The following is a 387-nucleotide window of genomic DNA, read 5'->3' as shown; positions in this document are numbered from 1 at the left end:
GCAACCTGCGACACACGGTCCGGTTCGCCGAGGTGATCCAGACACTGACCGAAGCCGGCCACCAGACGTTCGTGGAAATCAGCCCGCACCCGGTACTGACCATGGCGGTAGAACAGGCCGGCGAGCACCTGGTAGTGACCGGCACCCTACGCCGTGACGACGGCGGACGTGACCGCTGGCTACGCTCGATGGCCACCCTCCACGTGGCCGGCATCAACATCGACTGGACCCCCGCACTGGGCACCGGCCCGACCCCGCCGGTTGCCCTGCCTACCTACCCGTTCCAACACCGGCGGTACTGGCCGACGCTGCGGGGTTTGCCGGTGCGGGGTGTGGACGGTGGGTTCGATGCGGAGTTTTGGCAGGTGGTGCAGCGCGGCGACGCAG

At 68.5% G+C, this 387-nt stretch carries 1 protein-coding gene; it reads left to right on the top strand.

The window, feature by feature from the left end; translation table 11 throughout:
* Nucleotides 1–32: 32 nt before the first annotated feature.
* On the top strand, nt 33–387 hold a 355-nt coding region (locus ACLQ22_RS31945; protein ID WP_425695593.1), incomplete at its 3' end, for an acyltransferase domain-containing protein.

The sequence above is a fragment of the Micromonospora sp. DT178 genome, from assembly GCF_049841695.1.
Taxonomy (GTDB): domain Bacteria; phylum Actinomycetota; class Actinomycetes; order Mycobacteriales; family Micromonosporaceae; genus Micromonospora.
This window is presented reverse-complemented; position numbering and strand designations above follow the sequence as displayed.